General features: G+C 60.1%; 15 protein-coding genes and 3 pseudogenes. 5 read left to right on the top strand and 13 right to left on the bottom strand.

All coding sequences use genetic code 11. The features are described from left to right. Positions 1-479 precede the first annotated feature (479 nt). A complete protein-coding gene (locus JCM25414_RS24130) occupies positions 480-638 on the top strand; it encodes a phosphatase PAP2 family protein (RefSeq protein WP_242403233.1) in 159 nt (52 codons plus the stop codon). Between the two features lie 258 nt (positions 639-896). Here the strand turns inward: JCM25414_RS24130 and cysC are convergent. The 4 genes and pseudogenes from cysC to cysG all read right to left on the bottom strand — a co-directional run bounded on the left by cysC (position 897) and on the right by cysG (position 5760). Next, positions 897-2776 (bottom strand): annotated as a pseudogene (gene cysC, locus JCM25414_RS15950) (adenylyl-sulfate kinase). A gap of 3 nt (positions 2777-2779) precedes the next feature. Then, positions 2780-3573, bottom strand: a pseudogene (gene cysD, locus JCM25414_RS15945) (sulfate adenylyltransferase subunit CysD). Between the two features lie 35 nt (positions 3574-3608). Then, positions 3609-4292 (bottom strand): phosphoadenylyl-sulfate reductase, encoded by a 684-nt coding sequence (locus tag JCM25414_RS01585; RefSeq protein WP_025840514.1) that lies wholly within the window; start codon positions 4290-4292, stop codon positions 3609-3611. Between the two features lie 94 nt (positions 4293-4386). Beyond that, positions 4387-5760: a siroheme synthase CysG gene (gene cysG / locus JCM25414_RS01580; RefSeq protein WP_035442386.1), complete on the bottom strand. Its 1374-nt coding sequence runs from the start codon at positions 5758-5760 to the stop codon at positions 4387-4389. A 190-nt stretch (positions 5761-5950) separates the two neighbouring features. Here cysG and JCM25414_RS01575 point away from each other — a divergent pair, with 190 nt between their 5' ends. The 3 genes from JCM25414_RS01575 to JCM25414_RS15940 all read left to right on the top strand — a co-directional run bounded on the left by JCM25414_RS01575 (position 5951) and on the right by JCM25414_RS15940 (position 10413). After that, complete coding sequence (locus tag JCM25414_RS01575; protein ID WP_025840512.1) at positions 5951-6718, top strand: SDR family oxidoreductase; 768 nt, start codon at positions 5951-5953, stop codon at positions 6716-6718. A gap of 141 nt (positions 6719-6859) precedes the next feature. Next, positions 6860-7084 carry a hypothetical protein gene (locus JCM25414_RS01570; RefSeq protein ID WP_025840511.1) on the top strand — a complete coding sequence of 75 codons (225 nt, stop codon included), beginning with the start codon at positions 6860-6862 and terminating at the stop codon, positions 7082-7084. Positions 7085-7365: 281 nt separating this feature from the next. Continuing rightward, entirely contained in the window at positions 7366-10413 is a 3048-nt protein-coding gene (locus JCM25414_RS15940; RefSeq protein WP_051535614.1) for a PAS domain-containing protein, read from the top strand. 81 nt (positions 10414-10494) lie between these two features. On the opposite strand, the gene JCM25414_RS01560 is transcribed toward JCM25414_RS15940, so the two are convergent. From JCM25414_RS01560 to JCM25414_RS23240, 4 genes and pseudogenes are all read right to left on the bottom strand, one after another. Next, entirely contained in the window at positions 10495-12216 is a 1722-nt protein-coding gene (locus tag JCM25414_RS01560; RefSeq protein ID WP_025840509.1) for a mechanosensitive ion channel family protein, read from the bottom strand. Positions 12217-12365: 149 nt separating this feature from the next. Then, a complete protein-coding gene (locus tag JCM25414_RS01555) occupies positions 12366-12932 on the bottom strand; it encodes a hypothetical protein (protein ID WP_025840508.1) in 567 nt (188 codons plus the stop codon). A gap of 151 nt (positions 12933-13083) precedes the next feature. Beyond that, a pseudogene (hemA, locus tag JCM25414_RS15935) lies at positions 13084-14303 on the bottom strand (5-aminolevulinate synthase). 143 nt (positions 14304-14446) lie between these two features. Continuing rightward, a complete protein-coding gene (locus tag JCM25414_RS23240; protein ID WP_159101687.1) occupies positions 14447-15028 on the bottom strand; it encodes a hypothetical protein in 582 nt (193 codons plus the stop codon). 584 nt (positions 15029-15612) lie between these two features. On the opposite strand from JCM25414_RS23240, the gene JCM25414_RS01540 reads away from it, so the two are divergent. Continuing rightward, entirely contained in the window at positions 15613-16881 is a 1269-nt protein-coding gene (locus JCM25414_RS01540; protein WP_025840506.1) for an MFS transporter, read from the top strand. An 81-nt stretch (positions 16882-16962) separates the two neighbouring features. Here JCM25414_RS01540 and JCM25414_RS21180 read toward each other — a convergent pair whose 3' ends face one another. The 5 genes from JCM25414_RS21180 to JCM25414_RS01530 form a co-directional block, all read right to left on the bottom strand. After that, positions 16963-18024, bottom strand: a complete 1062-nt coding sequence (locus JCM25414_RS21180) for a beta-ketoacyl reductase (RefSeq protein ID WP_051535613.1) — start codon at positions 18022-18024, stop codon at positions 16963-16965. 29 nt (positions 18025-18053) lie between these two features. Next, entirely contained in the window at positions 18054-19778 is a 1725-nt protein-coding gene (locus JCM25414_RS21175) for a zinc-binding dehydrogenase (protein WP_148300892.1), read from the bottom strand. 150 nt (positions 19779-19928) lie between these two features. Further along, a complete protein-coding gene (locus tag JCM25414_RS21170; protein WP_159101686.1) occupies positions 19929-20549 on the bottom strand; it encodes a polyketide synthase dehydratase domain-containing protein in 621 nt (206 codons plus the stop codon). After that, positions 20537-23305: a type I polyketide synthase gene (locus JCM25414_RS21165; RefSeq protein WP_051535610.1), complete on the bottom strand. Its 2769-nt coding sequence runs from the start codon at positions 23303-23305 to the stop codon at positions 20537-20539. The genes JCM25414_RS21170 and JCM25414_RS21165 overlap by 13 nt, the downstream gene beginning before the upstream one ends. Positions 23306-23402: 97 nt before the next feature. Beyond that, on the bottom strand, positions 23403-24866 hold the full coding sequence (locus tag JCM25414_RS01530) for an AMP-binding protein (RefSeq protein ID WP_081775738.1): 1464 nt from the start codon (positions 24864-24866) through the stop codon (positions 23403-23405). Positions 24867-24981: the final 115 nt, after the last annotated feature.

The following is a 24981-nucleotide window of genomic DNA, read 5'->3' as shown; positions in this document are numbered from 1 at the left end:
CTGAGCCTGACTCTGCTTGCGGCCTGCTCAGACCAGACAATACAACCCGCCACACTCCCGGTTTTGCCAGATGAGCGTCTCTCTCTCGCCGCCCCGCCTGCACCGGGTAGCGAGGCGCAGGCGGAGGATGACCGTATCTTTGCGCAAACGCGCCGTCTGGTGGGAAGCCCGCGCTGGGCACTGGCAACGAGTGACGCCGATCTTCATCCGGAGCCGTTTCTGCGTCACTATTCCTGTGCGATCGGCTTCACCCTTGATCTCGCCAAGACGCCTCATCTGGCCCGGATCATGACCATCGTGGCCAAGGCAGAAACGCCTCGCACGTCAGAAGAGAAACATTACTGGAAACGCCAGCGCCCTTTTATCGGCAATGATGCCCCTATCTGCGTTGCACGCTCACCCGACCTGGCGAAAAGCCCGTCTTATCCATCAGCCATACGATCGCGGGGTATTCCACCGCGCTCGTCCTGTCTGCAATCATGCCGGAGCGTGCAGCGCAGATCCTGCAAAGAGGGCGCGTCATCGGGGAAAGCCGCATCATCTGCGGCGTCCACTGGGCGTCGGATGTCGCAGCGGGCTATCAGGCTGCAGGGGCATTCGCGGTGGCCCTGATTCAAGACCCCACCATACGCGCCTGATGCCTCAAGCCCGTCAGGAACTGCTGGCTTTGCAAGCCGACAGCATACAGCCAGACCCGAAAAGCTGCGCGGCTGAAGCCGACGCCGCTGCGCATTCGCCCTTTTCTGCGAACTGATAGCCGCAAAGCTGCGCCCAACGCGGCGGCTTTTCTGAACACCGCCTGAAGGGCGGAGAACAGGGCGGATCGTCGTCAGGTGAAAAAACAAAAAGCCGGTCACTGACCGGCTTTTTGTGTTCACCTAACCAGCTGCCGGAGTTCAGCTGGCGACGACCGTTCGGACAAAACTCCCGAAGCTGGAAATCGACAGATCGATGGCCTCAGACGTATCGAGACGAAATGCCGGTGCCGACGGCGCCTCATACGGTGCGCTCACCCCGGTAAATTGCTGGATCTTCCCAGCCCTTGCCGCCGCGTAAAGCCCCTTGGGGTCGCGCGTTTCGCAAAGCTCGAGCGACGCGTCCACGTGCACCTCATGAAAGGCGTCGCCAACGATCTGAGACGCGAAGGCGCGGTCTTCATCCAGAGGCGAGACAAGAGCCACAATCACAACCTGGCCAGTCTCGGCAAGGATACGCGCCACATGCGCGGCGCGGCGAATATTCTCGCGCCGATCTTCAGGAGAAAATCCGAGATCGCTGCACAGGCCAGCGCGCAGCGTGTCGCCATCCAGCACGGTCGCGCGCAGACCGGAGGCAACAAGATCACTCTCGACCGCGCGTGCGATCGTGCTCTTGCCGGAGCCCGGAAGCCCGGTCAGCCAGAAAACGCCTCCCTGATGACCGTGCAGGGCGTGACGCTGGGCGGCAGTAACCTTGCTCGCCGTCGGATGAATGGCATGCGCACCATCCGGCAGCTCCGCCGCACCGAGAAGCGGCGCACCACCCACAATACGCTGGAAGCGATCGACGAGCACGCCACGACCATCGTTGTAGCCCGGCGCGAACGCGTCAAACAGAATGGCATGAGACGTGGCGAGCGTGATCTCGGCAAAACCATCCGGCGGCACCTCGTCTCCCGGCGAGAGCGTCAGATCGTCCAGATCAACCACGGCGTCGATCGACGCGACGGTCACGTCATGCTCGGCTGTCGCGAGACGCAGGGTGAAGCTCTCGCCCACACGCAGAGGCTCGCCACGCAGCCAGAACAGGCGCGTGCGGATACGGGCAGAACGGATCGGCGCCTTGCCCGTCTCATGGGCATGGAAAAGCAGGTCACCACGATCTGGCACCAGATCGGGCTCCAGACGCAGGGCAATCGACTCACCGGCCCCGGCCACCGGGTTGACCGGCGCATGCCAGCGGCAGATTTCCGCCACTGTTGCCTGCTGTCCCTGCGACCCGATCATGATGCGATCGCCTGCGCGGATCACGCCACGCTCGACGCGGCCCGCAACATAACGCACATCGTCAAAGCGATAGACATCCTGCACTGGCATGCGGAAATCGAGCGCCAGACGCGAAGCCGGCGCAGGGACCGCTGCCAGCGCCTCGACGAGTGTCGGGCCGGTATACCAGGCGCGCGCTCGGAGCGAGTGGCGATGTTGTCGCCATCGCGCGCCGAAGCAGGAACGAAAGCCTCGACCGTGATTTCCAGACGACCGAGCAGATCGCGAACATCGATTTCGGCCTGAGCGATCTTTGCCTGATCGAATTCGAGCAGATCGGATTTGTTTAGCAGAACGATGACATGGCGAATGCCGATCAGGCGCAGCAGCATGGCATGACGACGCGTCTGCTCCTGCGCACCTTCCAGCGCATCGACCACCAGCACGGCGGCCTCGGCATCGGCCGCACCCGTGATCATGTTGCGCAGAAACTGGCGATGGCCCGGCGCATCGACGATCACGAATTCACGCCCGTCCAGATGGAAAGGAATACGCGTGGAATCGACAGTCACACCCTGATCGCGCTCGATCTGCAGGGAGTCGAGCAGGAAGCTCCATTCGACAGCGAGTCCGCGCTTGCGGCTGCTCTCGACGATCTGGGCCAGCTTGCCGTCCTGCAGACTGTCAGTGTCATAGAGCAGACGCCCGATCAGGGTGGATTTGCCGTGATCGACATGGCCGACAATGACGATCGGCGTAGCGGCAGCCCGCAACGAAGCGGGAAGGTCGTTGGTTGTCATGGTGTCGCCCATAGCTCAGAGGTAGCCCGCAACGCGCAAACGCTCGAAAGCGTCTTCGGATTCGTGGTCCATGGCGCGACCGGCGCGCTCGGAGGTCTTGCTGTTTTCCAGTTCGGCAATGACTTCGGCCAAGGTCGAGGCATTGCTGTCGATCGGGCTCGTGATGTCCTGATCGCCAAGCGAACGATAGCGTTTGCCGTTTTTGGCGAAATAGAGATCGACCAGAGGGATGTTCTCGCGCTCGATATAGCGCCAGATGTCGATCTCACGCCATGAGAGCAGCGGATGCACACGGATATGCATGCCGTCTTCATAAGGCGTCGCATACTGGTCCCAGAATTCGGGCGGCTGGTTGCGCACATCCCAACGGTGGCCTGCGCCACGAGGCTGAACACGCGCTCTTTGGCGCGCGTCGCCTGCTCATCGCGACGGATACCGGCAATCACGCCGCGCAGTTTGTGCTTCTCGATCAGGCTAGCAAGACCCGCCGTCTTGCGGGCAGCAGAGCGGGCCGCAGGCGGCAGAGAGGGATCGATCTCTTCAACCGGCGGGCAATCGCCCAGCATTAGATCGAGGTTCCACTTCCTGGCGTATTCCTCACGAAAGGCATACATCTCAGGAAATTTCTTGCCGGTATCGACATGCATGACCGGGAAAGGAACGCGGCCCATAAAGGCCTTGCGCGCCAGCCAGACCATGACATTGCTGTCCTTGCCCAGAGACCAGAGAAGCGAAAGCGGGCGAAGCTTGCGATAGGCTTCACGCAAAACGAAAATGCTCTGCGCCTCGAGCTGATCGAGATCGTCCATGGCGCGGGGGGCCGCCAAACTCATGTTATGCTCCGTTATCGCGCAGGCAGGTGAATGCCGCATTCGGTTTTGGTCTGACCGGCCCAGCGACCGGCTCTGGGATCCTCGCCTTCGGCCACAGCACGCGTGCAGGGTGCACAGCCGATGGAACGAAAGCCGAGGGCGGTCAAAGGATGGCGCGGCAAGGCACGGCGCGTCATTTCTGCCTCGATCTCGACGCCGGTCCAGGCGGCCAGCGGGTTGATCTTGGCACGTCCGTCATCGAGCGGCTCGAAGACGGGCATGGCGGCACGGGTTGCGGCCTGACCGCGCTTGCGCCCCGTAATCCACGCATCGAAATCGTTCAAAGCCGCATCCATCGGCTCGACCTTGCGCAGGGCACAGCAGGCATCAGGGTCAAAATCGGCCAGCATGTCCTGCGGGTCGCGATCATGCAGCGCTTTGTCGCTCGGTCCGACAGAACGCAGATTGGTCAATCCCAGAAATCCGGCCAGCTCGTCACGATAGGCCAGGGTCTCGGGGAAGTGACGACGCGTCTCAAGAAAGAAGACCGGAAAATCGGCGTCGATTTCGGCAATCATCGCCAGAAGCAGCGCGGATTCGGCACCGAAAGACGAGACGAGTGCCAAGCGCCCGTGGAGCAGGTCCATGGCTTGCGCCAGAATCCCGTCTCCAGAGGTCTTTTCGAGGATCTGCCGTTCTGTCTGGGTCAAGGCCATGACTGAATAAATCCACACCAATAAATCGCTTATTGCGACGACATGCTCGACATAATACCTCGGACACCGCCGTGCAATGGGTAATCTACGAACTTCACGCTTCTTGATGGTGAATTAAACGACGGTGATTGACCACCTCGCCCACCAGCGTGAGCGCCGGGCTCGCCACACGGCGCTCGAGTACCAACGCAGGCAAGCTGGCCAATGTTGCGATGTGCACCCGCTGGTCATGCCTGGTGCCGTGCTCAACGACCGCAGCAGGCCATTCGGGTGGCAGACCATGAGCCATCAACTGGGCGCAGAGATCGGCCATGGGGGCGAGGCCCATATAGATGGCGAGCGTCTGGCCTTTTTTCGCCAGACTGGCCCAGTCGAGATTGAGCGTGCCATCGGCGCGGGCATGGCCCGTCACGAAAATACAGCTCTGTGCGCAATCACGATGGGTCAGCGGAATACCGGCAGCCGCCCCGCAGCCACTGGCCGCTGTGACGCCAGGTATGACGCGCACCGTGACACCGGCATCGACCAGCGCCTCCATCTCCTCGCCGCCACGCCCGAAAATGAACGGATCACCGCCCTTGAGACGCAGCACCCGCTCGCCCGCTTTGGCGCGACGGACGAGTTCCTCATTGATCCCTTCCTGAGGCAGGCTGTGATTGCTGCGCTTCTTGCCGACAAAAACCCGCTCGGCATCCCGGCGCACGCGGTCCATGATCGCAGGAGGGATCAGTTGATCGTACAAGACGGAATCGGCATTCGACATGAGACGCAGGGCTGCCAGCGTCAACAGATCCGGGTCGCCAGGGCCTGCGCCCACAAGCCATACCTCGCCCTGCCGGGGCACACCGTCTAGCGCCTCTTCGAGACTGCGCCGTGCGGCCGCATCCTCCCCCCGCAACGCCTGCTCGGCACCGGGACCATCGACAAAATTTTCCCAGGCCCGACGACGTATGAGCGTGTCGGGCTGAGTCTGTTTGATCCATCCTCGCTGTGCCTGCATGAACCGGGAGAGACGGGATAGCCCCTCGGGCAGAAGCGCCTCGATCTGCGTGCGCAGACGGCGCGCCAGAACCGGAGCCGCTCCGTTGGTCGAGATCGCGATCTGGACCGGTGTCCGGTCGATGATGGCGGGCGTGATGAAGGTTGAGGGCTCGGGATCATCGACCACACAGATGGCCACGCGCAATTCTCTTGCCGTCGCGGCAATGGCGCGATTGAGAGCGAAATCATCGGTTGCGGCAAACACCAGTCGCATTTCCGGCAAAAGCGCAGGAAGAGCCTCAACTGCGATGGAATCGCCAAGATGGGCAACCCGCCCTGAAGCAATGGCCTGCGCGATCTCCGGGTCTTCGATCCGACCCAGAACAGCGATATCCGGGCAGCGGCCCAGCAGAAGGCGCAGCTTGTTGGCGGCCACCTGCCCGCCCCCGATCACGAGCGCGCGCGCGTCGTCGAGACGCAGGGCAATGGAGGTAAGTCGCTTCCTTGATCATCATCCCTGTATGGCGTGCGCCCGGACAATCGCCAAGATGCAGCGGCGCCAGCAAATCGGAGTGGCGCTCAGCCTTGTAAGAAACCACACGAAAATGTCGGCTGGGCAGGGTCGGCAAGCCTGTTAGCATACCCATAAGATGAGCCGCGACGTAAAGGATCCCGCGATGTCCGACCCTGTTCTGTTTTCTCTCAAGGGTCGACGCGCCCTGATTACCGGCGCCTCACGCGGGATCGGCTTCACACTCGCACGAGGTCTGGGCAGTTTCGGCGCCGAGATCATTCTCAACGGACGTCAGGCAGACGCGCTCGACACCGCCCGCGCCAAACTTGAACAGGAGGGCATCGCAACACGGGGCAGCGTGTTCGACGTGACCGATCAGGATCAGGTCGTGGCCGGGATCGAAGCTATCGAAAAGGAAGGGCCGATCGATATCCTGATCAATAATGCCGGCATTCAGTTCCGCTCGCCGCTCGATCAGTTTCCGCGCAATGAATGGGACCGCTTGATCTCGACCAATCTCAATTCGGTATTTTTTGTCGCTCAGGCTGTGTCACGGCACATGATTGCGCGCAATCGCGGCAAGATCATCAATATCTGCTCGGTACAGAGCGAGCTCGCCCGCCCCGGCATTGCGCCCTATACGGCCACCAAAGGCGCGGTCAAGATGCTGACCAAGGGCATGGCGACCGACTGGGCGCGCCACGGACTCCAGATTAACGGCCTTGCGCCGGGCTATTTTGAAACCGAGATGAATGCAGCTCTGGTTGCCGATGAAAAATTCTCGTCATGGCTCTGCCAGCGCACTCCCGCCGCGCGCTGGGGCAAGGCCGAAGAACTGGTCGGAGCTGCTGTCTTCCTGTCGTCGGATGCCTCCAGCTTCGTGAATGGGCATATTCTGACTGTTGACGGTGGTTTGACGGCCTCCGTCTGACCCTCTCTTAATTCTGTGTTTACGCATTCACGCTTCTAACGCTATGAGTCGTTCTGGTTGAGCGGGCCCATCGGCATTCCTTCCCGAGACGCCCTCCCTCCCCCTGAATGCCGGGGTGCCTGAAAGCGGGGGGCGATCATCATGATGCTTATGAAGCATGACGGGGCTGACCCACAGAGTGGCGAGAGCGGGTTCCACCATCATGCCCTTCAGCCTCTGCGCGAGGCTTTTCCCGACATCTGCTTTTCCCTGCTCCAGATCGGCGAGGGCCGCCCCTCTCATGCCGATCCCAACCGGCGTGGCTATCCCGATCTCTCGGCTGGCAAGAGCATGACTGGGCGCAAAGCGCACCCTCGGAAGGCGTAAGCTCTTTTTCCGGCTGGTCCTTTTATCCTTTCGGCGTGCCTGTTTCAGGGGCGATTGCAATCGACGTCCGACGCTCGCAGCTCGAACGCCGCCATGATCGCACGATTCACGCCCACGCGTTACTGCTCGGTGCCCTTTGCGCAGGTGAGCACACGAGATCTACCGGGACGTTTCCCCCAGCAGAAGTACAATCCGCCTCACACGAGGCGAAAAGCTCTCTCGCACAGCTCGGCTTTTTTCTGTGGAACAGCGAAACGGGCAAACTCACAGGCGACCCGCGCATGGCGTCCCTTTGTGGCTTGTCCCGCGAGGCGCTGCGACAGGGGCTGGACTGGCCCGATTTCGTCACCTGTATCCATGAAGACGATCGTCCACCTCCACAGCAGACCCCGGTCGAGTGGCTGTCCAGCGCCCCTCAGGCGGGCGTGCGCCTCTGCCGGGCAGTTGGAGAGACGCTTCGTGTTCATATCAGCGCCCAGCCCCATGGTCAGGATTGCACGGGCACTCTGATCGATATCGGCCTTGATGACAGGCTGGCTCTGAGAACAAGCCAGGCCTTCATCAATTCGATGCTGGTCAGCGCCAATGACTGCGTAAAAATCCTAGATCTCGACGGCGTCATCACGTTCGTCAATCACGGCGCCGTTCTCGTGCTCAATCTTTGTGCGCCGTCAGACATGGTGGGCGTTTACTGGCCTGATGTCTGGCAGGAGCGCGGGCGCGCTTTGGCGCTTGATGCCATCGAGGCGGCACGCGCAGGCCGGACAAGCCATTTTCAGGACTATGTTGAAACGACCGATGGGCGAAAGCGCCTGTGGGACGTGGTTGTGGCGCCCATACTGGGACCGGATGGCAGGCCCGAGCGCATTCTGGGCGTCTCCCGCGACATGACCGTCGCCAATCAGGAACATGAACGCCTCGAATTGGCTCTGGCGGCAGGAACGATCGTCGGCATGTGGCTCTGGGACGCCAGAAGAAGACTGGTGACGGGCGATCTGCGCATGGCCGAAACGCTTGGGTTGCCCCCGGTCGCGCTTGCCGAAGGCGTCCCGTTCGAGCGGCTTCTAGACTATGTCACCCCGGAGGATCGACCCGGGATCGAGACTGCGCTTGACGCGGCCCTGCGCGAAAACCGGCAGTTCCGCTGCGAATTCAGATTGCGCGACGACGGTACGCGCTCTGCGCGCTGGCTTGAAGCCAATGGATCGTGCACCTATGATCAGCACGGGAAGATCAGTCATTTTCCCGGCATTCTTCTCGATATCGATGCGCCCAAACGCCAGACCCTCAAGCGTGAGGCCCTGGTCACTTTCGGTGACGAATTACGCGCCCTGGCCAGTGAGGCCGACATTGTCGCGCTGACCTCACGTACGCTCGGCCTGACCATAGAGGCCGATCGCGCCGGATTTGCCGATGTCGATCGGGAGCGCGAACTGGCGCAGGTGACCGATAGCTGGCGACGGGATTCAACGTTTCCCGATGTTTCCGGTCTTTATGCCTTTCGGGCTTACGGCTCCTATATCGAATTGCTGAAGCGAGGCGAATGCGTTGCCATCGACGATGTGCACTTCGACCCCCTGACCGCTGAGCAGGCAGAATTTTTTGCCCCTCTCAGAATCTGCGCGCTGCTCAACGTCCCGATCATGGAAAACGGGGTACTTCAGGCCGTAGTAATCGTGCATTTCTCCCACCCTCATTGCTGGGACGAGATCACGCTCTCATTCGTGAGGACGGTCGCGGACCGAAGCTGGGCCGCCATCAAGCAGGTGCGCGCGCAGGAAGCCCTGCGGCGCATGAACGAAACGCTCGAAGAGCAGGTGCTGCGGCGAACCCGCGAGCGCGACCGACTTTGGGCGATCAGCGCCGATCTGCTGGCCCTGACCGATCGCGACGGCAAGCTGCGCTATCTCAACCCGAGCTGGCAACGCTGCTTTGGTGACAAGGCACGGAGCTGGCTTGGGAGCAAGGTCGAGCAGCTCGTGCATCCGGCCGATTTGGCACGCGCCGCAGAGGCACTGGCCATGCTGCGCGATGGGCAGCTCGACCACGGGATCGATCTACGCTTCCTGCATCAGGATGGTGAATGGCACACATTCAACTGGTCCGGCTCAATCGAAGGGGACGACATCTATCTGATCGGGCGTGACGTCAACGATCGCATCGCGCTTGAAGACCAGTTGCGCCAGTCACAGAAAATGGAGGCGGTGGGCCAGCTCACAGGAGGCCTCGCCCATGATTTCAACAATATTCTTGCAGGAATCGGTGGCGCTCTCGATCTGCTGAGCCGCAGGCTGGAACAGGGCCGCACCGATGGTCTCGAGCGCTATATTGTTGCCGCAAGAGGCGCGACCGACCGTGCCGCGGCCCTCACCCATCGCCTCCTCGCCTTCTCGCGCCGCCAGACGCTCGACCCGCAGCCCGCCGATATCAACGCGCTCATTCTTAGCATGCAGGATCTGATCGGCGGCACCATCGGGCCCGGTGCTGTTCTCGACCTGAAGCTGGATCAGTCGATCGGCCCCGCTCTGGTCGATACCAACCAGCTTGAAAACGCTTTGCTCAATCTGTCGATCAATGCCAGGGACGCCATGCCAGATGGCGGCACATTGCGTATCGCCACATCCCACGCCAAACTTGGCATTCTTCAGGCTGAGGAATGGGGACTGCGCCCGGGCCGCTACCTTGTCCTTTCGGTTACCGATACCGGTGTCGGCATGAACGCCGATGTCATGGCCCGTGCATTCGATCCGTTTTTCACGACCAAGCCGATCGGCAAAGGAACGGGACTAGGGCTGAGTATGATCTACGGCTTCGCCCGGCAATCGGGCGGACGTGTCAGCATCGCTTCCACACCAGATTCCGGCACATCTGTGCATATCTGGTTGCCCAGTCATGCTGCTACCCTCCCCGCAGCTACCAAACTGCCGGAGCATAAACGCGAAGGCGAAACCCTTCGCCACTTGCGGGTGCTGCTGGTCGACGACGAGGAGACACTGCGCTTTACCATGCGGGAAACGCTGGAAGACTGGGGCGCCGTCGTGCAGGAAGCCGCAGATGGAACGGCGGCCCTGGCCCTGCTCAACGATCATGAGCGTTTGTTCGATGTTCTTATTACCGATGTCGGTCTGCCCGGGGGGCTCAATGGCCGACAGATCGCCGATGCGGCGCGCGTGCTACGGCCAGGCCTCGCGGTGCTCTTCATCACGGGCTATGCCGAACAGGCGATCTTCAACCGGCACACGGCTGATGAGAAGATCCACATCCTTCCCAAGCCCTTTACTTCTGCAATGCTCGAAGAAAAACTCAGGAGCGCGTTACGCGCCACCTGAGGCAGAAACGACAAACTCACAGCGAAACGCGGCAACCTGCCGCCGACACCTCTTGCCGTTCCAGAGAGCCAGGCGGCGCGTCTAGGCGCCCGTCTCAGGCACAATCTGCTTCTGTGAAGGCTCGGGGGGCTCGCTTTTCTGCTGCAACGCGCCGAGGCCGGTGACCTCAACAAACCGGGTCGGATAAGGCAGATGGATGCCATGCGCTTCGAAGGTTTTTTTCATACGGCGGTAGAATTCACGCTGAACAGGCCAACGACCGGCCGTCGTAGTCGGCAATGTACCGCGTACGGTAACGGACGTCTGGTTGAGCGCGTCCACGCCCCACATCTGGAAATCGTCGATGATAAGAGAACCGAAACGCTCATCCGCGCGCATTTCCGCAGTGATTTCCTTGATGGCGGCAACGACATCGTCCGTATCGGTTTCATAGCCGGTTTCCGCAACGATGATCGCTCTGGCAAAATCACGATTGTAGTTGATGATCTGCCCCAATGAGCTGAACGGAAAAATGTTCATCGACCCGTCATTGGCGCGCACATGTACCGTGCGCAGCGACAAATGCTCGACCACACCATAGGTGCCATTGAGGGTGACGGCATCGCCAACGGTCAGGGCGTTTTCCATCAGCAGGAAAATACCATTTATGAAATCCTGCACCAGCTTTTGCGACCCGAAACCGAGCGCCACGCCGAAAATCGAGGCGCCTGCCAGGAGAGGCGCCACATTCACGCCAATTTCGCTCAGAACTGTCAAGCCGATAACGGCGACTAGCACGACCAGCAGCACGATACGGATCATCGGCTGAAGTGTGCGTACACGGGCCAGACGCGCGGCCCCCTCTTCAAGTGCCCCGACCTTGCGGGCATAGCGCTCGAGCGTGAGGTTGGTCGCCTCCCATACAAGTACCCCCAGAAACAACACGATGAGAACGGTCATGGACGACGAGATGAGCCTGTAGCCGAGCCCCCCGACGCCGAACAGCGCCTTGACGGGAGCCCCCCAGGCACTGGCGAGCGCCAGAACCGTAAGCACGACGATGACAACCGACGTCACACGCTGGGCCGGCGCATAATAGCGGCTGAACCGGGTCTGGGTGTCTTCGCTGAGTGCTACCCAGCCTGGCGCGGTGCGGAACACGCGCTCAAGCACGCCATAAAGCACGATACTGACAAAGCGCATGAGAACCAGCGCTGCAGCACTGCGCAAAAAAAGCTTCCAGATTGCCGCATAGCCGTGATGGATCTCGGCAGCCCAGACCAGCCACAGCCCCATATCAAAGAACAGCGCCACGACCCACCAGATACGGCCGAAGAGATGAAGTGCGTTGGCGCCCATGCCTCGCTTGTCGCCACGGTCGCAAAACCGCATCACGCGAGGACGGCTTCGCATGATCATGACCGCGACCATCAGATGCAGCACCAGCGTCACGATCTTGAGCAGCGCCTCGACAACACGGTCTGGCAGACCGCAATCATCAAGCGTTTCGAGCGCCGCTGCCGAAATGCCCGTGGTAATTACCAGCAGACGCGTCCAGTCGAACAGGAAGACCGAAGCGGAATCGGACAGTAACGCAAGACGCAGCCACGGGCGCTTTGGCGCCAGAATGGTCCTGACAGCCACGATCAGCGCCCCGGCGATTAGCGCCGTTATACTGAGCGCCCGCAAAAGAGCAGTCGTCGACTCATCGGCATCGGGGTCGATCACGACGATCAGTAGCGCGATGAACGGCACGACAAGTACGGGCAGGCTGTCGAGCAAGAGACAGAGCAGGCTGTAAGGGAGACGCTTGAGCACAAGCATGAGGCGGGCAAGAGCCCCCTGATGACGCAGGCGCGACAGACGCTCCTTGTCCTGCCCCTCTTCTTCCTCTCTGGTCGTTTCAGGAGGCGTCGACGCGGCCTCACGTTCGACCGCCTCCTCTGCGGCCTGGCGATCGTCTTCCCCCTTGATCAGGCGGCACGCCCCTTGATGCGCGCCATGGCCTCGATACGACCGCGAGGGCCGCGAAGCAGAAAACGCAACGCGTAGAACAGCCCGGTACTGACAAAAGCGAGCCCCAGCGCCCGCAGAAGAAGCTTGAGCGATTCCTTGCGGTCAGCGTCACTGTTGCGCATATGCCGCCACCAGGGACCGATGGCGCGCACATCGACCACTGTGCGCAAAAGCGAATGCGCCTGCGCACTGGCAAGGCGGCTCCAACCCGTCGCGCTGCCAAGTATCTCAGCGCCCAGCCCGTCCGGCTTCAGTTTGGACGGACCACCGCCCCCCTGCCCCGCACCCTGCTGCGCCTGAGTCAGGTTCTGAAGTGTGGTCAGGAATTCCTTGCGCCTGGTCTCGTCATTGAGCACCGAGGCGAGCTGTCTGGCCTGTTCGGCGGTAATATGGGGCGCCGCAGTACTGGCAGGCGCCGTTTGCGCCCGGACAGGCAGCGCCACGCCGAGAAAGAGACCGGACATCAGAATCATGAGCGCCATGAAAACGGCGCGGCACGATGATGCTCGTGAAATGGGCAGCATCGGAAGCTTCCTTGCGGGAGACAGATCGGAATAAAGGCCCCTGCCTATAACAAGACAGCGAGGCGGGGCAATGCGTGGCGGCGCAGCTTGGACGCGCCCTCATCAGAACAGGTAGAGAAAAAGCGGGGGCGTCCGGCGCCCCCGGAACCGCTCAGGCCGCTTCTGCCAGACGATGCTCGCGCCACAGAACCTTGAGCGCCGATACGAGAGAGTCGATATCCTCGCGACGGTGCAACGGACCTGGCGTAATGCGCAGACGCTCTGTTCCACGGGGAACAGTCGGATAATTGATCGGCTGGATGTAATGGCCGAAACGCTGCAAGAGCGCGTCGGACAGCGCGCGACAGCGCGTAGCATCACCCACCATGACCGGCACGATATGGGACGGGTTGGCCAGATGCGGGATATTGGCGCGATCAAGGCTCTCACGCAGCCACGCGACGGCCTGACGATGCGCAGAACGCTCTTCCTGGCTTTGACGCAGATGACGGATACTGGCCAGCGCGCCTGCCGCCACCATCGGCGGCAATGCCGTGGAAAAGATGAAGCCTGAAGCGAAAGAGCGCACGAAATCGCAAAGCGCCGCCGTGCCGGTGATATAACCGCCGACGACGCCAAAGCCCTTGCCGAGCGTTCCTTCGATGACCGAAAGCCGATGCGCGATACCGCGCTCTTCGGCCACACCGCCGCCTGATGGCCATACAGCCCCACGGCGTGAACCTCGTCGAGATAGGTCAGGGCGTTATAACGGTCGGCCAGATCGCAGATCTCTTCGATGGGCGCGATATCGCCATCCATCGAGTAGACGGACTCGAACGCCACGATCTTGGGCGTCTCCAGAGGAAGCGCCTTCAGCTTTTCCTCGAGATCGGCCACGTCGTTATGGCGGAAAATCATTTTCTCGGCGCGGGAATGGCGGATGCCTTCGATCATCGACGCATGGTTGGCGGCGTCGGAGAGCACCACGCAGCCCTTCAGACGCGCGGCAATTGTGCCGAGCGTTGCCCAGTTCGACAGATAGCCCGAATTGAACAGCAGCGCTGCTTCCTTGCCATGCAGCGAGGCAAGTTCGGCTTCGAGTGCCACATGCTCATGATTGGTACCGGAGATATTGCGTGTACCGCCTGCCCCGGCGCCGCTGCGCTCGAGGCTCTCATGCATGGCTTTGAGCACGTCGGGGTGCTGACCCATGCCGAGATAGTCGTTGGAGCACCAGACGGTGATGTCGCGTTTCAGACCATGATGATAGGCGTGAGGAAACTGGCCCGCATGACGCTCAAGCTCTGCGAAATGCCGATAGCTGCCATCTGCCTTGAGCCCATCAAGGGCCGTCTGGAAATACCGGTCATAGACCGCATCTGCCTGCGCCATCTCTTCTCCTTCTCTTCAGTACTTAGCGCAGAACAGGTTAAGGCGTTGCAGGGCAAGTTAAACTCACGTTATGGGCGACACCTCGAAGAAAGGATCGACCGCCTCACCAGACACCCGCTGCAGTCAGACCGTTAAGCCCTGCGTCAGGGACAAGGCAGTGCCTCACGCAGCGCAATGCGGTCAAGCTCAGGACAATGGCCACCCATCTCATCGAACCCAGCCGAAACCGCGAAAGCGAACTGTGCCGAAGAGGTGATACGAGCAAAATGGGTCTTGAGTCCCAGAGCGTGCATGGCGTCACAAGCAGCCGCAAAAAAGCGAGACGCTACCGGGTCGAGTTTGTCAGCAGGCTGCTCGGTATCCAGAGGACGCCACGACCCGATGGGGGTCATGACAAGGGCGGCGTCCATACTCACACCTGACAGGAGACCCGACGCTGCCCGCTCTCTCAGCAAGCTCATGCTCGTCGTGTCCTGGCCAAAACGCGTCATCCATATCTCAACGCCCCAATCAATGAGAATTGCCAGAGCGAGCGCCAGATCACGGCTATCGGCTGCGAGGCGCCGTTCATGCAGGGTGATGCGCAGGGCCTCAGGGGGAAAGGCCGTATCGGCGAGGATTTCCCTTAGCGCCAGAACAAAATCATTATCCGGCGCCATTGTATCAGTCAGCGTGATTGTAACGGAGCGAACGACATCAGGCGCGTCTTCAGAACGAACCAGCAACGGAGCCGTCAATCGACAGACCCGCTGCAATCGAATCAAATCCGTCCCTGTCGAGACCGTGACCGCCAGCTTACTGCTTCGTTCTTCCCGACGTCGATGTCTGACAATCTCGGAAATACCAGGCTCGACCTCCCATCCAATCAGGCGTACGCCCCCGTGTTCCAGACCGAAGCGGTTCGTCCAGCTTGGCTCAGAATCACGTTGCCGTGCCTTGGGTCTGCCCGTGCCTCGCTTGCGGCGCTCGCCGGGGGCATGATCAGAGGTAGCGTCGTTTCCCTCGCAGGTCATGAGGGAGTCGGGCCCGCCTGTGACCGGGACAGATCGGGAGCGTCCCAGCTCTTCCATCATTTCATTCCCACGGTGAAACCAACGAGGACGCTAACACCAGACATCTAACAAGCTGTTAACGGTCAATGATGCCAGTCGTGCCGACCAGCCCTGCCAAAATGACTGAGCACGCGCTGGCGTGAGACAGGACTCGATTTTTGGACAGAGGCGATGCAGAATGAGGAGTGAAACGGTCCGCTATCTGACGCGCTTACGTCGCTCTCCCTTCGTTTTCCTTTCTGTTCAAGGACGAGACCATGTCGGCCTCCGCCCGCCCTTCGCCCCTGTCACAACTTCTCTCCTACCCACCGCTCGTCGCCCTCAAGCCCTACTGGCGCGTGACAATTGCCGCTTTTCTCGGCTGGTTTCTCGACGCTTTCGACCAGACGGCTTTGCTTCTGACACTGCCCGACATCTCTCACGAGTTCGGTGTGACGATTAGCGCCATGGGCTCCGTCCTGCTTGCCCAGAGCATCGGTAGAGCCATCGGCAATACGGGATGGGGATGGCTGGCAGACCGTTACGGGCGTCGCCTAGCCTTTCTTCTCGGGGTGTTGTGGTTCGGCATCTTCTCGGCGGCAACGGGCTTTTCCAATGGCCTGGTCAGCATGATCGTTATTCAGTTTCTGTTCGGTATCGGCTTTGGCGGAGAATGGACCGCCTCAGCCGCATTGCTGATGGAGAGCGTGCCAGGGCGCAGTCGTGCCATGGCATCGGCCATCATGATGTCGGGCTACGAGCTTGGCTTTCTCGCGGCCACGGCCGCGCAGGCGATCATCCTGCCGCATTATTCATGGCGTCTCCTTTTCTTCATCGGGCTCGCTCCTGCCCTGCTCGCGCTCTTTATCCGTATCGGGGTGCAGGAAAGCCCGGTCTGGAAACTGAAGCAGGAGGAACGACGCAATGCCACCGAGGCCGCGCCTGTGCCGAAGGTGAAATTCGTGCTCACCATCGCTGCGGTGCAGGCCATCGCCCTTATGTCGTTTCTGGAGTTCCAGAAGGCGGCGATCTACAGCCTCTACCCGACGATCCTGCGTGGTGTGCATCATCTGAGCCCGGCCATGGTCTTCTGGCCGATCGGCTGTTTCTGCATCGGCTCGCTGATCGGCAAGCTCGGCTGCGGCGCGCTAGCGAGCCGGTTTGGCGATCTGCGCGTGATCATCGGCACCCTGATCGTGGTGGTGCTCACCATCTATCCGTTCCTGAGTGCGAGCGCCTATCCGGTACTACTGGTATCTGCCGTCATCATGGGGCTTGCGGCTTCGGGAGTTTTCGCCCTTGTGCCGCATTATCTGGCCAAGCGTTTCCCTTCAGATACGCGCAGTTTCGGCATGGGGCTGAGCTACGCCATCGGGTCGCTTGGGCAGGGTCTAGCCGGCAAGCTCGTGCCTGTTTGCGGGCGCTCACTCGGCTTGCCCCTCTCTGCCCAGCTCTTCGTTATCGGGTCGAGTGTCATCGTAGGGGCTATCGCGCTGATCGAGCCGAAGGAATTGCCGGGCGAGACAATGGAGATCGAGCACGACTGATTTTTTCAGGACCGGTTGCTACAAACAGAAAAGCCGGGAGGGTCACCCCTCCCGGCTTTTTTTGCCTTCACCTCACCGACTTCAGGCTGAGGCCAGAGCATTCAGGCTGATCTGACGTAGAACATTCTTCGCAATCTCACGGATCGGCTCGTTGCGCGACAGCACCAGCAAGGAAATCTCGACATTGAATTCGGTCTTGATTGCCGTCTGGATTTCAACACCGGCGAGGGAATCCACCCCCAACTCGTTGGGCCGAGCCCCCGGATCGATACTGTCAGGCGCCATCTTGAGCACGCTGCCCAGAATGGTCTTCACATTCTCCAGCACGAAGTCGTACCGCTCCTCCGGCGACAGCGCCTGAAGATGGGCAAGCTTCTGCGCTGAGGAATTGCGATTGTTCTTCTCACGACGAATAAGCGCAAATTTCGGATTACGCTCGATGGCCCCGTGATGGGTAAAGCAGGTTTCCCAGTCGATCGCCATTACTGCAACCGTATCGCGGTCACGATTGAGCAGATCCGGCAGAAGCGACAGCGCCTCCTCGCCCTGAAGAAGACGGAAGCCGGCATTTTCGAAAAACTGCACGACACTGCCTTCCTGCGCCAGCATACCCACTTCCGCAATCGGCCCCCATTGCACGGAAAGCGCAGGATACCCTGCCTTGCGCCGCGCACTGGCGAGCGCGTCGAGCCAGGCATTGGCAGCGAGATAGCTGCTCTGACCGATATTGCCTGTGACGGTGACGATGGACGAATACAAAACGAAGTAATCGAGAGGGCAGTCGCGCGTCAGTTCATCGAGATGACGCCCGCCGAGAATTTTGGGTTCCAGCACCCGGCGCAGGCTCTCTTCGGTATATTTCGAAACCAGCCTGTCATCGAGCACACCTGCGGCGTGGAAAACGCCCTTCAACGGCTGCCCTGCCTCCAGAATGGCGGCCTTGATACGCACCAGATCTGCCAGGACGCCCACATCGCCATAATGCAGCGTCACGCGGGCACCAGCCGTCTTGAGCGCCTTGATCTTGGCCAGTGTCTCCGGGTCGTCGCGCTTGCTGCGCCCCATCAGGTGGAGATGACGCGCGCCATTGGCGGCAAGCCACGCCGCAGTCGCCAGGCCCAGACCGCCCTGACCGCCCGTCACGAGATAGGCCCCTTCCGGGTCGATCGGCCTTACAGGCTGACGCTGGGCACGGACATCGGCCAGATCTTCATAGGAAACGAGGATCTTGCGATATGCTTCGCCGACGACATGAACTTGAAGGCCTCGCGCACCTCCGACGCCGGATAGACCTTGTGAGGCAGAATGACCGTGTCGAATTTGCGCGACAGATAAGGAATGCGGTCGAAAATCGATACGGCCTTGCGATGGTCATTCGCCATCATCAGATCGAGATCGAAGCTGTGGAACGAGACGTTACCGTTGAAGCTGAACTGCGACAGGTCGCGCTTTTCCCAAATGTCCTTCTTGCCGATTTCAACGAAGCGTCCCGTATTGCACAACAGCGCGAGGCTATGGGCCTGCATCTCGCCAGGCAGGCTGTTGAGCACGACATCGACGCCCTTGCCACCGGTCACATCGAGAATGCCCTCATAGAAAGCAAGGCTGCGCGAATCCCACACGGCTTCGCAGCCACGGTCGAGCAAAATCTGCCGCTTTTCGTCATTACTGGCCGTCGCGAAAATACGAGCGCCGATAATCTTGGCGATTTCGATCGCCGCAAGCCCGACCCCACCGGCAGCGGAATGCACGAGCAGGATTTCGCCTTTCTTGAGATGGGCGAGATCGTGCAGACAATACAGCGCAGTCGCGATAGCGATGGGCAGACCCGTGGCTTCGGCAACCGTCAGAGGACGCCCCGCCGTCTCGAAAAGGTCGAGCGGCATGACGCGAAAGCCCTTGACCGGCAGCGTCATGTGGGAGGCAAAGCAGCCCGGATGGCAGGTCAGATAGCGCTTGCCGACTTCGAAACGCTTGACCCCCTTACCAACCGCCACAACCTCGAAACAGCACTCCATGCCCATTTCGACCGTATGATAGGTGTCGAGCAGGAATTTTTCAGGCAGGACCGAGATCCCCTTGAGCATGTCCTTGAAGTTGAGTGAAGTCGCCAGAATGCGGATCGTGATCTCGCCACGCCCCGGAGGACGCACATCGAAGGCCTTGTAATAGAGACCGTCCAACGTGCCTGTACGGCTCTTTTGCAGCTTGATGCCCGGGGCACCCGGCAGTTGCGCGAGGCTTCTGTCCGGCTGGCCTTCAACCGGCATGAAACGGGGCACAAAACGCCGTCCCTCGCGCAGCGCCACCTCGGCCTCGGGATCCTCGTTCAAAATCTCCGCAGCAAGAGCCGTCAGGGCCTCGGGCGTCGAGAGCGTGTCGACGTCGATCACCTTGCCCCGGAATTCGGGACGCTCATCGACCAGCCCCTTGAAGAAACCCACGAGCGCCGCGCCATCAGGATTGACGCGTGCCTGTTTGGCAAGCACGTCTTCCGGGTCAAAGAACAGGGAATTCTCGGAAACGAAAACAAGCCTGGGCTGCTTTTCGCCATTCTCGAATGACAGGCGCTTACCAAATTTGACCAGCGCATTGACCTGATCAACGATCGTATCGAATGCACCGTCTTGCTGGGGGCCCGCGCTATACAGCACGGCATCGAGCGTCAGGCCGGGTTCCAATCCGATCGTCTCTGCCGTGATGGCACCCGTGCGCGTCGCCGACAGAACCGTGACGCCGTTTTCCTCCAATAGCGCAGAGAGTTTTTTGACGGCAGCCGTCTTATATCCGACGATGAGAATGGTCTTGGGCTCGGCGAAAAGGATCGATGCCTCGGTTTCGGTCCATTTGGTGAAATATTGCTGGGTCTCCACCGCTCTGGTGGCTTCCTTGCGCACGCGGGGCACCTCGCAAGCCGCAGCCCCCTGATTTCGGCGGCAGGCATGCCTTCAGTCGTATAGAGCCGCAGCGTCGCTCGATCTGACTCTGGCTGATTGTCGTGATCTCGACCCGCGCCACGATCTCGGTCAGCCCTTTGGCGAAGCAGCTCAGACGCTCGAAGCTACCGGCACATACATATGGTCGGAGAAACTTTCGGGCACCAGGCCAATGAGCGCATGCATCGCCCCGTCGAGCAGCGCCGGGTGCAGATGATAAGCCGCAGCATCCGCCTGCTCTGCCTCATTCAACCCTATCCTTGCATAGGCAACACGCCCCTGCACGGCAAATTGCTGCAAGGTCTGGAAGCTGGGCCCGTAATGGAAACCATGGGCGCGGATCTTTTCATACAGATCCGCTCCCGCATGTCCCTGCGCCAGGCAATCGCGCGCCTCATCCCGGTCGATGACAGGCATGGGCCAGGGTGCTGCGGAGAGGATATCGACCCGCCCATGGTCGAGCCACATCTCGCTGTATTCCTCTTTCGCACTGAAAAAGCGCAGGGTCTTCTTCACCTCGTCATAGGCCAGATGCATGACCGGATTATCGCCGGTTTGCACCACCAACGGCGCGAAAATCTCGAAATTCTCGAGCACGATGCCGGTCTGTCCCTCGACATCATGCCCGACCGCCAAAGCGGACTCGATGAAACCGGCCGCAGGCAGCAATACGACATTGTCGATACAGTGATCCTTGAGCCAGGGCACGCCGAGTTCAGTCAGGTCCACCACCCAGGATTTGCCCGGACCATGCTTCCGAAGCCAATCAGCGGATGCCCGCCACCGCCCTGACGAAAGCGTTTTTCGCGCTCGTTCTCGACCCAGCATTCCTCTCGCGACCAGCGATAAGAAGGCAGATCGATCAACACGCCTCCCGTAATGGCCTGCCAGTCGAGACGTGCGGTTTGAAGGATAATGTTGGCGACGGCATTTTCGAGGCATTTCGCCTCGTCTTCCTGGCGATTGAGCGTGCTGATGACGCTCAGCTTGGCCTGCTGCTTGTCTGCCACCGATTTCAGAGACCGCCCGATCACCGGGTGCGGGCCGATTTCGACGAACTGCGTGAAGCCGTCAGCCAGACAGGCTTCCACAGCCGACGCAAAAAGAACCGGCTGTCTGGCATTCCTGAACCAGTAGTCGGAATCGACGCGATGCTCTTCTGCCGTCACGGCTCCATGAACGGTAGAATAAAATGGCGTGGTCGCCACCATGGGAGAGAGAGCCGTCAGCGCCGTCTTCAGATCGGCCTCGATACGATCCATGACCGGGCTGTGGAACGGCACATCGACATTCAGAATGCGATTGAACAGACCTTTCTGCGACAGATGAGCGGAAAGCGTCCTGATAGCCTCTTCAGGCCCGGCAATGGTGCAGGTGTTGGGGGCATTGATCGCCGCCACGCAGAGTTCTGGCGCCTGTTCGGCAATGATTTCCTGCGCGGCTTCAGCGGAGAGACCAACAGCGAGCATGCGGCCAGTCCCGTCGAGACTGCCCTGCAACGTGCTGCGATAATAGATGACCGTAACGGCGTCATCCAGGCTCAGCGCGCCGGAAACATAGGCAGCGGCAACTTCCCCCATGCTGTGACCCAGAACGGCATCGGGCAGGATGCCCTGCTGGGCGAGATATTCCGTCACCAGAACCTGAATCACGAAAATCGCAGGCTGCAGAATGGCCGTATTATCGATCCGCGAAGTGGCTTCTTCTTTCAGGATTTCATCGACAATCGAAAATCCCGAGAGCGACTTGAAAATCGTGTCGCAACGCCGTGCCTTGGCCAGAACTGCCTCTGGCGCATGGTGCAACAGATAGCGTCCCATCCCCCACCATTGCGGCCCCACACCGGAATAGACAAACACGATGCCACGCCCTGATTGTGCTTCGACACCTGCCTGAAGCACATCGTCCTGACGTTGATCCTGCAGATAGCCATCGAGCTTGGCACCCAGGTCCTTCTCATCGCGCGCCATGATGAGAAGACGGTTGCGGAACAACGTGCGTGACGTGGCCAGGCTGAAAGCAAGATCGCCCAGAGAAGGTGCCGGATCAACCTCAAGACGTTCACGATAAGCCGCCGCCATCAGCGGCAATGAGGTTTTGGAAAACGCCGTCAGCAGGAAAGGGATTTTCCCATTGATCCGCTGAGCGGCAATCGTGGCACGCGCGGCTTTCTTTTTCGCCTCGGGACGACGCAGAAGGGCTATGGCATTCGTGCCGCCATAGCCGAAAGAATTAACCCCGGCATAACGGGCAGGCTTCGTGGTCGCGATCGACCGCATGCCGCCGCGCGCAACGTCGAGATTCCATTCATCGAGATGAATGGAAGGATTGATGTTCTGCAAGCGCGGCTGCGGTGGCGCTGCCTGATGCCGCAGGCACAAGGCCGCCTTGAGCGTACCGAGCGCCCCGGCTGCCGCCTCGGTATGACCGAGATTGGCCTTGATTGCCCCGATGACCAGCTTTTCGTCCTTGAACCGGGCAATGGATTGCGACAGCGCATAGGTCTCGATCGGGTCGCCTGCGGGCGTGCCTGTGCCGTGGGTCTCGACATAGGCCACCTCGCTGGGCTCAACCTGAGCCGCGTCCAGAACCTCGGTCATCAGACGCGACTGCGCCCCGGCATCCGGCGAGGTCAGAAACTGGGTACGGCCATCCGAATTTACCCCGGTCGAACTGACAATGGCATGAACAGTATCGCCATCGCGTTCGGCATCCTCAAGGCGCTTGAGAATGAAAACCACGCTGCCTTCGCCTCGACCATACCCGTCAGCAGCTGCGTCGAAGCTCTTCGAGCGACCGTCACGGGCGATGAAATGCCCCTTGGACATGAAGATCGAGGTCTGCGGGCAGATCATGAGACTGACCCCGCCCGTTATGGCCACATCGGTCTCGCCCTCATTCAGGCTGCGGCAGGCCTGATGCAGCGCCACGAGCGACGAAGAACAGGCCGTGTCGATCGACATGCAGGGCCCCTGCAAATCGTAGACATGCGCCAGTCGGGCCGAGAGCATGGTCGATGGCGTTGCCGTCGCTGCAAAATGATCGCGCACCGTCGGCAGATTATAGGGGCTCGATGTGTGGGCATGGGCATCGACGGCAAAAATACCGATAAAGACGCCGGTTTTATGCCCCGCCAGTCTGGCGGGCACGACACGGGCGTTCTCCATTGCCTCCCACGTTACCTCGAGCAGCAATTTCTGCTGCGGGTCCAGAATCTGCGCCTCTCTAGGGGAAATTCCGAAGAAGAGCGGCTCGAATTCGTGGATGTTCCTTTTGAGAAAACTGCCCCTCCGCATATAGGTTTTCGACGGGGCTTCGATTTCTTCGGCATAGAAGCGTTTGACGCTCCAGCGCTCTTCGGGAATATCCGTGACCGCTTCACCCTCCGCACAGAGAAACGACCAGAGTTCATCGACATTTCTGATGTTGGGTGCCAGACGGCAACCGATCCCAACGATGGCGATATCAGCAGTTTTCTTGCGCGACATAACGAGAACCGAACCTTGTTATCAGCAGTAATGTGAAAGACTACAGACAATGCGCACATAACACGCGTGACATTTCATTGTCTGATCCCTTCGAACTTTAACGAAGCGTATTTTCCGATCGCCGGAAAGCCTGCGACAGTCGATCGCGATCGACATGACCATCGAGCGACCAGGGGATATGGTCGACCGTCATGACGCAAACCGGTGGCAGGGTCGGGTAGAAAGCGCGGAGCGCCTGAGCCAGATGATCGGCGTTGAAATGCTCCGAAGAGGCGAAAGCAATATTCAACCGATCTCTGCCGGCCTCATCCAGCGAGAGAAAACTACCCAGCTCACGCTGCCCCAGTATGTCACGCGCAATGTCATCGATGACACCAAGGTCGAATTTCTCTCCCCCAAGGGACACGAGATCGTCGACACGCCCGGTGATACGCAGCTTCTGCCCGTCATCAAGAATGCCGCGATCGCCCGGATAGAACCATCCTTCCGAAAAATGACGGGATTGCGTCTTGTGACCGTCAACATAGCCATTCAGCAGGCCGGAACTCCTGATGCGTACGACGCCTTCCTCCCCTGCGGGCACCTGATCGCCCTGAGGATCGACCACCTGAAGCGAGACCCAGGGAAGTGGCGTACCAACCATATGTTCTGTCTCGAATGACGCGGCATCCCCCACCGCGATCGCCCCCGCTTCATCGGTACCGTAAGCAACAACGAGACTACGTGTGAGCTTTTCGAGAGTCTTGTCTCTGAGCGCGCGGCTCAGCCTGCCACCAGTAACCACGAGTTTCAGCGTCTCGAGTGGCTTCATGCCCGGCGGTAACACCTCGATGATATGAGCAAGATGGCCCGGCGTCACGACAGCAACCGTTGCGATCTTGCGGGCAATGAGAATGCCTATATCCGTGTGGCTGACGAAATTCAGCGGTGAACCGCCGCAGAGCGCACTGCACCCAACGATAAAACCGGTCAGGGATATGACACCGATCGTGGACAGGACATGCGGCCGATCAATAGTCGCGCGCGCCAGGATCTGATCCTGGAAGATCATATGCATGATCGCCATTTCTGCCTGGCGAAAACTCATCGACAAGACGTGGCGCTCGGCATCAGTACCCGCAGCGATTGCGTACCGGCATATCGTATCGCAATCGATACTCATATTGATGGGCTGAGGCTCGGTTTCGCGGACACGGGTGAGCCATCCTTCGCTAACCTCGAGAACCTGCACATCCTGAAGCGACAACCCACCGAGGGAAAGAATCAGATCCGGCTCCAGAAGACGGAGATCTCGCAGAAAGGACGGGCTCGAACTCTCGGGAAGCGACGCGCTTGCGACCCCGAGCGAAGCGAGCGCCAGAACGAAAACCCAGTGCCAGTACAGATTTCCGCAATGGATACCAACGAGCCGGGGTTCCGCTTCTCGAAGCTTGCTCAGCGCAGCTGCGACAGATCTAACATCGATGTCGAGTTGAGCGAAGGTCCAGTCTTGCGACAGACTGTCGAACGCTAGGGACTGCGGAGTCTGCTTCGCATGCCGCAACACCATAGTATGAAACATCTCTGTCAATCCCCAAACAAAAATGGGGCGGCCATAACGACCGCCCTCTTTACCCGAAAAACGAGGGTCACTCGAATAACCCGGCTCTACCCCGCCTGAGCCCCCAAGAGAGGCT

This window comes from Asaia platycodi JCM 25414 (genome assembly GCF_000614545.1).
Taxonomy (GTDB): domain Bacteria; phylum Pseudomonadota; class Alphaproteobacteria; order Acetobacterales; family Acetobacteraceae; genus Asaia; species Asaia platycodi.
The sequence above is the reverse complement of the archived record's forward strand: the minus strand, read 5'-3'. Positions and strand labels throughout refer to the sequence as shown.